General features: G+C 38.4%; 7 protein-coding genes. 4 read left to right on the plus strand and 3 right to left on the minus strand.

Going from position 1 to position 7,790, the window contains the following annotated elements:
- Positions 1-523: 523 nt before the first annotated feature.
- A complete protein-coding gene (locus IM479_RS05900) occupies positions 524-1,834 on the minus strand; it encodes a mechanosensitive ion channel family protein (protein WP_287684385.1) in 1,311 nt (436 codons plus the stop codon).
- A 2-nt stretch (positions 1,835-1,836) separates the two neighbouring features.
- Positions 1,837-3,129, minus strand: a complete 1,293-nt coding sequence (locus IM479_RS05905; RefSeq protein ID WP_287684387.1) for a sugar ABC transporter substrate-binding protein — start codon at positions 3,127-3,129, stop codon at positions 1,837-1,839.
- Between the two features lie 436 nt (positions 3,130-3,565).
- Here IM479_RS05905 and IM479_RS05910 point away from each other — a divergent pair, with 436 nt between their 5' ends.
- From IM479_RS05910 to IM479_RS22995, 3 genes are read left to right on the plus strand one after another with little or no spacing between them, the layout of a single operon-like run.
- Positions 3,566-4,585, plus strand: coding sequence for a tetratricopeptide repeat protein (locus IM479_RS05910; protein ID WP_502882665.1), 1,020 nt, complete (start codon positions 3,566-3,568; stop codon positions 4,583-4,585).
- A 5-nt stretch (positions 4,586-4,590) separates the two neighbouring features.
- Positions 4,591-4,929 (plus strand): hypothetical protein, encoded by a 339-nt coding sequence (locus IM479_RS05915; RefSeq protein ID WP_287675893.1) that lies wholly within the window; start codon positions 4,591-4,593, stop codon positions 4,927-4,929.
- Positions 4,922-5,122, plus strand: a complete 201-nt coding sequence (locus IM479_RS22995; protein WP_502845720.1) for a toxin-antitoxin system TumE family protein — start codon at positions 4,922-4,924, stop codon at positions 5,120-5,122. The genes IM479_RS05915 and IM479_RS22995 overlap by 8 nt, the downstream gene beginning before the upstream one ends.
- Here IM479_RS22995 and IM479_RS05920 read toward each other — a convergent pair.
- Positions 5,099-6,910, minus strand: a complete 1,812-nt coding sequence (locus IM479_RS05920; RefSeq protein ID WP_287684389.1) for a proline--tRNA ligase — start codon at positions 6,908-6,910, stop codon at positions 5,099-5,101. The two genes, IM479_RS22995 and IM479_RS05920, sit on opposite strands and share 24 nt — an antisense overlap.
- An 836-nt stretch (positions 6,911-7,746) precedes the next feature.
- Here IM479_RS05920 and IM479_RS22545 point away from each other — a divergent pair.
- Positions 7,747-7,790: helix-turn-helix domain-containing protein (locus tag IM479_RS22545; protein ID WP_353737494.1), on the plus strand; the 44-nt coding region annotated here is incomplete at its 3' end.

Genomic DNA, 7,790 nt, shown 5'->3' on the forward strand with positions numbered 1-7,790 from the left:
AGGGTGTGGGGTGTGGGGTGTGGGGTGTAGGGTTTTACCGATTTTCAGGTGGTCAACTACCTAATTTTCAGGGAAAAAGTCCCGGAATTTTCCCCCTGATCACTCCCAGTCCGGTACTTTTTGATTGACAAAAAGTCTAAAAGTCTTACCCAACAAGGTTTTTAGATTTATTCAGCAGACCCTATCTAGGGTAGATAGTATATTAAAGTTGTTTTTATGTCAAGACATTAACTATTAATAAAAAACAATAAATATATGATACTAAATTCAGTTATTAAAGACTGATTGTTTATTCCCCCTTTTGCCTATCCTGATATGTAGCCCATACTCAACGGATTTAGTATGAATTTAATCAGGGGAATTGATATATCTTAAGATGAAAATAATCAGCTGGTTTTTTTGACCAGAATAAATTGCTAATTAACGCCAGTTCGGTTTAAGGGAATTTTGCCATAGCTTCCACGAAAGAATAGGAGTTTCAGGCTACGGTAGCATCAGGGTTTTAGCTGATCCCGAACTCAGGTTAATTATTGCGAATGTGAATATCTTGCTGCGGGAAGGGAATCTCGATACCCTGTTGAGTAAACCTATCAAGAATAACACAATTAACATCACTAATTACTCGCTTTTTCCTGTTAACATTATCCAACCAGAACTTTAATTCAAAGTTTAAACTAGAATGATCAAAATTAAGAAAAAAAGCTACTGGTTGCGGGTTTTTAAGTATATGAGGATGTTGGTCAGCAATGTCTAGCAATAAATTCATCACCTGTTGTGCGTTAGAATGATAACCAACTCCGATAACAATTGAACAATAAATCAAGTTATCACTACCCGTATAGGTGGTGACATCCTCAGTAAAAAACTTTTGATTGGGAATAATTTTTTCGGAATTGTCTGTAAGAATTTGCACTGTTGTCGCTCGAATACCTAGCTTTTTTACCTGAGAAGTTTGCCCTTCAATATTAATTATGTCTCCAGGTTTGAGAACTTTTTCAAATAATAGTAAAATACCGCTAATAAAATTACTGACTACTTGCTGCATACCGAAACCAATACCCACAGATAAACCGCCAGTAATTGCCGCTATTGCCGTTGCATTAACTCCCACATAACCCAAGATGATGATAACACCTAAGACAATGAAAAAATAACGTCCTAACAGTAAAGTTGCTTCAATTTCACCGCGACTAGCTTGCTGATTTAAATTGGCAATACTCAGAATTATAGTCTCTATAAGAACAACAATAATCACCAGAAAATAGGGAGCTATTATCAAAATAAATATGCTTCTTAATGTGATCGGACTATTGAATAAATTGAAGGGAGATACTTGGGCAATTTCCTGAATATTATTGTAAAAAACAATCATGGTTCTCAGGAGAAATAACACCAATAAAGGTGCTAAAAGCCGGAAATGATAATATTTAATTGTATTGACGGAAAACTTGGCGTATAATCCAGCTAATAAACAACGATAAATTAAATAAAACCACAGGAGTTTTATAGATAAACTAATCATTCCTCTTGTCCAATTTTGACTGAAAAAAATTAGATAATTTAAGTCAAGTAAAATTAGACTAATAACTGGAAAATTAAGAAACTCTATCAGGATAGCAAAATATTGACGGAGGGTTAAATTTTTATCACTGTGAATCAACCTGGTGACGTGAGGAAATCTTTTTCTCAAGTAAGACCATAACCATTTTGATAATAACCAAGCAAGAATTAAAGATATAAAAATAATCGTTAATTGGTTTTGAACATTTCTGCGTCCTAAAAATAATAATTGGTTAGCAATTATTTCCGAAAGAGAGGGAATATTGTTGTTCATAATTAATTTATTTTCCTGACTTCCTGATCGAGACCTGATTGAATATAAAGTGTCAGTTTTTGGGCTGCTGTTGAGGAAGATATTTCACCAGCGATCGCTCTTTCATACCAAAATTCTCCCTCTTCTAAAATTTTATTCAACTTTTCCCAATCATCCAGAGGAACTGCCACAGCATTGTGAGATTGTTGTAATAATACCGATTCGATCGGTAGTAAATTTCCTTCGATCTGCACCCGTCGATTAGTGGGAATAAAACTTTCTGTTTGGATGATTGCTTGTAATTGTTGTTCGGGATTGGTGAGAAATTTTCCTAAAGCTAATCCCAAACTATTTTCATTATCACTATTATTGCGATTAAATACCATCACCCGTGTATAGAGAATTGGTGCTGCTTTACCTTGAGTTTCTTGGGGGAGTAAAGCGACTCTGAGATCATCTTGGAGGCTGTTTTTTAAATCGGCAATTTCAATAGAATTACACACATAATAGGTTAAGCGACCTCTAGCAAAAGCATTATGAAGTAATTCCCGTTGACGATTGAGGATAAAATTAGGCTGTGACGAGGCGAATTTTAGCCATTCTAGCCATTTTGCCCAACCATCTAAGCGAGGTTGCAGCCTACCCTGCTCATCCCACAAATAGCTGCCAAAAATTGCCATTCCCCAAAAAGTATCTTCAAAAGAGGACACCATCCCCACAGAATAGCCTTTGCGCGCACGTTCAACTAATCCCCCTAAACTGGTGGGAGGTTGCTTCAGCAGCGGATCGGGACTAACTTGTAATTTTTTTTGATTGTAACACAGTACACGAGTACGAGAACCTAAGGGAATGCCATAGATTTTTCCTTGATAGCTAACTTGTTTCAGGGTTGGGGGATTATAAATAGATAAATCTAGATTTTTCCGGTCAATTTCCTCCAGTACTCCTTGGGATACTAATCTGGGTATATTTCTCGAAAAAATTAGAATAACACTTGCACCTAATCCGCTTTGAGATTGTTTAAAAAAACGTTCGGGTATCTCATCGATAGGAATAGCTTGTTCAAGAATTGTCACCTGCGGATTTAATTTTTCAAACTCTTGCAAACCGAGACCTACTACTTCAGTTAAATCGCCCTCTTCTGGATACCACACCAAAAGGGTTCCTTGCTGTTGCTCCGATGATTGGTTAGGAAGATCACTAAAACAAGCATAAAGAAAAATCGGCATCAAGATAAAAAGCAATAGGAGCGATATAATCATCTTTGCTTTTTTGCTTCTCCAAGCAGTTTTAACTCTGAGCCTTAGGGATTGCATCGCTCGTGATCCTTCGAAAATATTGCCATAGACCCATATTACATGAAAAGGTGACTAATAATCCTTATCAGAAAAATAATTAACATGATCTTTTGTCAAGAGCCACCAGTATAGCAACAATCCCAGTTAAAAATTTGTGCGAGTTAAGCTGATGGTTATGTAAATTACTTGTAAAGACCAGCTGATAGTAGGGAAAGAGCGAGTTTCATAGTTTATTTTCTAACACTCTAATAACCAGTTTATACTAAATCTGGTTATTAAAGACTGATTATTTATTCCCCCTTTTGCATGAGTGCCTATTGCATGAGTGCCTGTCCTTATAAGTAGCCTATGCTCAACGGATTTAGTATAACAGTTAAAGAATTATCAGAATGGATTCAGGCAATTCAATCCGCAGAATCACAATTTGAGCAAGTTTTAAATTTATTGGAGGATGATGATGATTCAGATTCATAAAAATCAAACTAATTCGGCTCAGGCTAGTAATTATGAAACAGAGTTAAATCTTGAGAACTTTGATCAGATTGCACCCAAAAAACATAATCCTAAAATCTATCAAAAGCTCTTAAAAAAAGCTCAGGATATTGGTGATAAACAATCTGAGGTTTTTGCTCTTAGCCGGTTAGCAATGATTTATCAATCTTGGGGTCAATATAGAGAAGCAATACAATATCTTCAGCAACAATTAGTAATTATTAGAGAAATCAATGATCGGTATTCGGAGGCGAATACTTTAGGTAATTTGGGAGCGGCTTATCAGTCTTTAGGGCAGTATCAAGAAGCAATTGCACATCTTCAAGAACAATTAGCAATTGCTCAGGAGATCGGCGATATTCTTGCCCTAGCAAATGCTTTCGGAAATCTGGGGATTACTTATCAATCCTTAGGACAATATCAGCAAGCAATTGAATATTTTCAAAAACAATTAGAAATTGCCCAACAAATTGGTGATAAAACATCAGAAGCCAATGCTTTGAGCAATTTAGGTATTTCTTATCAATATCAAGACAATTTTGCTCAAGCAGAATCTCTATTTTTACAAGGATTAAAAATCCATGAAGAGTTATTTGGTGGCAATAATCCTAGTGTTGCTTCTAATCTCAACAATCTGGCGAGTCTTTATCAAGATCAGGGGAAATACGCAGAAGCAGAACCTCTTTATCAAAGAGTGCTGGAGATTTGGGAAAAGCAATTAGGAAAAGAGCATCCTGATGTGGCGACCAGTCTCAACAATCTGGCAAATCTTTATTACGCTCAAGGGAAATACGCAGAAGCCGAACCTTTCTATCAAAGAGCTATTGCTATTTTGATAGCTACACTAGGCGAAAATCACCCTAACATTCAAACAGTAAGAAAGAATTATTTTCGGATGCTGTCCCAACTTCCCGATGAGGAATTAACCGAACGCTTTCCCCCAGAAACAGTCGAATATATCCAATCCCTCCGTCAAAATTAACCCTGATGAGACAAACAATCACCATGCAAACCCAACCGCTAGAATCAAACTCAACAAACCTGATTAAACTGCGCTCTAGTCAACCAGAATCCCTTAAAGCAATGATTCAAACCGATCTGAACTATCGGCTACAAGACTTAGAGAGCGGATTACAACAAACTCAAGCACGCCTAAAACAATTTGAAACCCAATATCAATGCTCAACAGAGCAGTTTGTTGATTTGTTTACTAATGATCAATTACAACACAGTGAAGATTTTGATGAATGGCTAGGAGAGTCCTGGATGCTTGAGAAAATACAGCAAAAAATCGCCATCATTAAGGAGATTGAATTTGTTGATTGAGACTTACTTTGAGAGAATTAGAAAACTTCTCACAAACTCAGCCATGATCCAAACTTTTGAACTTGACACAGAAAAACGGACAGAGAGTCTCGGTTTTATTAGAGGCAATATTACCTTTATTGACGGCTCTCGGCTCTATATTCGAGAATTTATCTGTATATTTAATCACTTAATCAGAAGCATTTACCTTTGAAATAGCAGTTTTTAAATAGGAAACCACCTCATTAATTGCTACTTCTGACGCTTTTTTACTGGCTCTTTCGAATAATTCCACCTTACCAGATTTGAGAGATTTACCCGTGACAATGCGATAGGGAATCCCAATTAAATCCGCATCTTTGAACTTAACTCCTGCACGTTCATCCCGGTCATCTAAAAGGGTTTCAATGCCCGCTTGATTTAACTCATTGTATAAACTTTCGGCGGTTTTTACCTGCTCGGCATCAGCTAAATTGGGAATAACCACAATCGCTTGATAAGGGGCAATAGCTACCGGCCAAATAATGCCATCTTTATCGTAGGATTGTTCTACGGCTGCCTGTGCTAAACGGGATACTCCTATGCCATAACAACCCATACAAATGGGGGTAGATTCTCCCGCTTCATTAGTATAGAAAGCATTCATGGCCTGAGAATATTTATAGCCCAATTGGAAGATATGACCGACTTCAATTCCTCTAGCACTTTGCAAGGTTTGATTAGGATCATGAATAGCTCGATCGCCTACCTGAGCTTTGCGTAGATCGACGATTAATTCTGGTAAGATAAAATCTTTACCCCAATTCGCCCCCACTAAATGAAACCCCGTTTCATTGGCACCGGTGATCAAGTTTTCTAAGTCTGTCACCGTGTTGTCTGCTATGCGTAAAAACTTAGGAGCTATATCGCTGGCTTTTTTGAGCAAATTATCTTCTAAGTCGGGAGCAATATAACCTAAAGGTAAAGGTTTAGTTGCCCATTTCTGTTGAGCGGCAGCATCGGGTATTTTTAAAGCCAAAATTGTTTTAGCATTGTAACGGCTCGCCTGTCTAATTAATTCATTTTGTAGTTTAACTTCGTTAACCTCTTGATCTCCCCGAATGCTCACCAAAACTAAAACAGTTATGCCGCTATCATAAACCACTTCGTAGAGAACATTTTTGACGATAGCGGTGGCAGAACAATCGAGAAATTTAGCTAAACTTTCGATAGTGTTGGTGTTAGGAGTCTCTTTTTTAGCAAACTTTTTAAAGGGAGAAGCCACTTTATCTGCCGGCAAAGAAACGGCTTTTTCCACATTAGCCGCATACTTTTCATCGGCGGTAAATAAAACCTCATCTTCTCCGGCATCAGCTAAGACCATAAATTCTTGGGATGCGGAACCACCAATCGCTCCAGAATCGGCTTCTACTGCCCGAAAAGCTAACCCACAACGGCGGAAAATATTGCGGTAAGCTATATCCATCGCTTGATAGGTTTTCTTTAAACATTCCTCGTTGAGATTGAAAGAATAGGCATCTTTCATAATAAATTCTCGTCCCCGCATTAAACCAAAACGAGGGCGAATTTCATCGCGAAATTTAGTTTGAATCTGATATAAATTAACCGGTAATTGTCGATAGGAACGAATTAAATCCCGAGCGACGGCAGTAATTACTTCTTCGTGAGTCGGTCCTAATCCTAACTCCCGGTTTTGCCGGTCCGTCAGGGCAAACATAATCCCTTCTGCTTTTGTGTAGGTGTCCCAACGGCCTGATTCCTGCCAGAGTTCCGCCGGTTGCAGTTGGGGAAGTAAACATTCTTGGGCGCCGGCTTTATTCATTTCTTCCCGGACTATCTGGGAGACTTTCTGCAAAACCCGCCACATCAGGGGTAAATAGGCGTAAATACCGCTGCCAATGCGACGAATGTAACCGGCACGGACTAAGCATTTATGACTGGGGATTTCCGCCTCGGCTGGGTCTTCCCGGAGAGTGACAAAAAGCTGTTGAGAGAGTCGCATCCTATCGATATCCTTTTGAACAGAAGACTTTCTATTATCTCATCAAAGGAGAGCGACTGCAATTATCAATTACTTGTGTTGACAAACAATAACAGCGATCAGTTTACCGATTCTCAGGTATTTCCCCTCACAACTTGAGACTGGTTGGAGACGCATTGAACCTTAGTTGCAATTGCCTAACTCCCTTGTTCTCTACTCTAGGAAATATGAGCGTTCAGGTCGATCGCTGTTATCGTCGTTATCGAGACAGAATGTAACTTTAACAGGGTTTACTCCTTTGTGAACTTGACCTTATAACCTTGCCAGTTGATCTGTCAGGGAAGCTTTTTTCCTTAGCTTCAATTATTAATATAACATCGGATCGGAGCTAGAAGTCTTTCTCTTAATCAAAGTTTACATTGCCAGCATCAAGGAAAAGCCTAGATGTTTTGACGCTTAACCGACCATAACTCTTATTATTCAAAAATTATGGCAGGAGTAACCTCAACAGTAGTCAAAGAAAGCGCAGAGGAATTAATACTAAATCCGTTGAGTATAGGTAACATATCAGGACAGGCACTCATGCAACAGGCAAGAGGCAAAAGGGTGCAGAAATAATCAGTTTTTAATAACCGGATTTAGTATAACTCAACGGATCAAAGAAGCAACCACCGCTAGGGAAAAAGACAAACTGCAAGTGCTGTATTGGCTACAACAAGAAAAAGCTCCCGCCATCAAGGTGATAGCTAAAAGTTTAGGGCATCATCGAAAATTTTGGGTCTGAAACCCCGTCGTTCTACGACGGCTTTACCGTTAAATACTAGCGCATTTACCAAATATATGCTAAAATGTGAGACATGGAAAAAGCCTACTCGTTTCGATTTTACCCCACACCCGAACA

The sequence above is a fragment of the Microcystis sp. M165S2 genome, assembly GCF_020245885.1.
Classification (GTDB): domain Bacteria; phylum Cyanobacteriota; class Cyanobacteriia; order Cyanobacteriales; family Microcystaceae; genus Microcystis.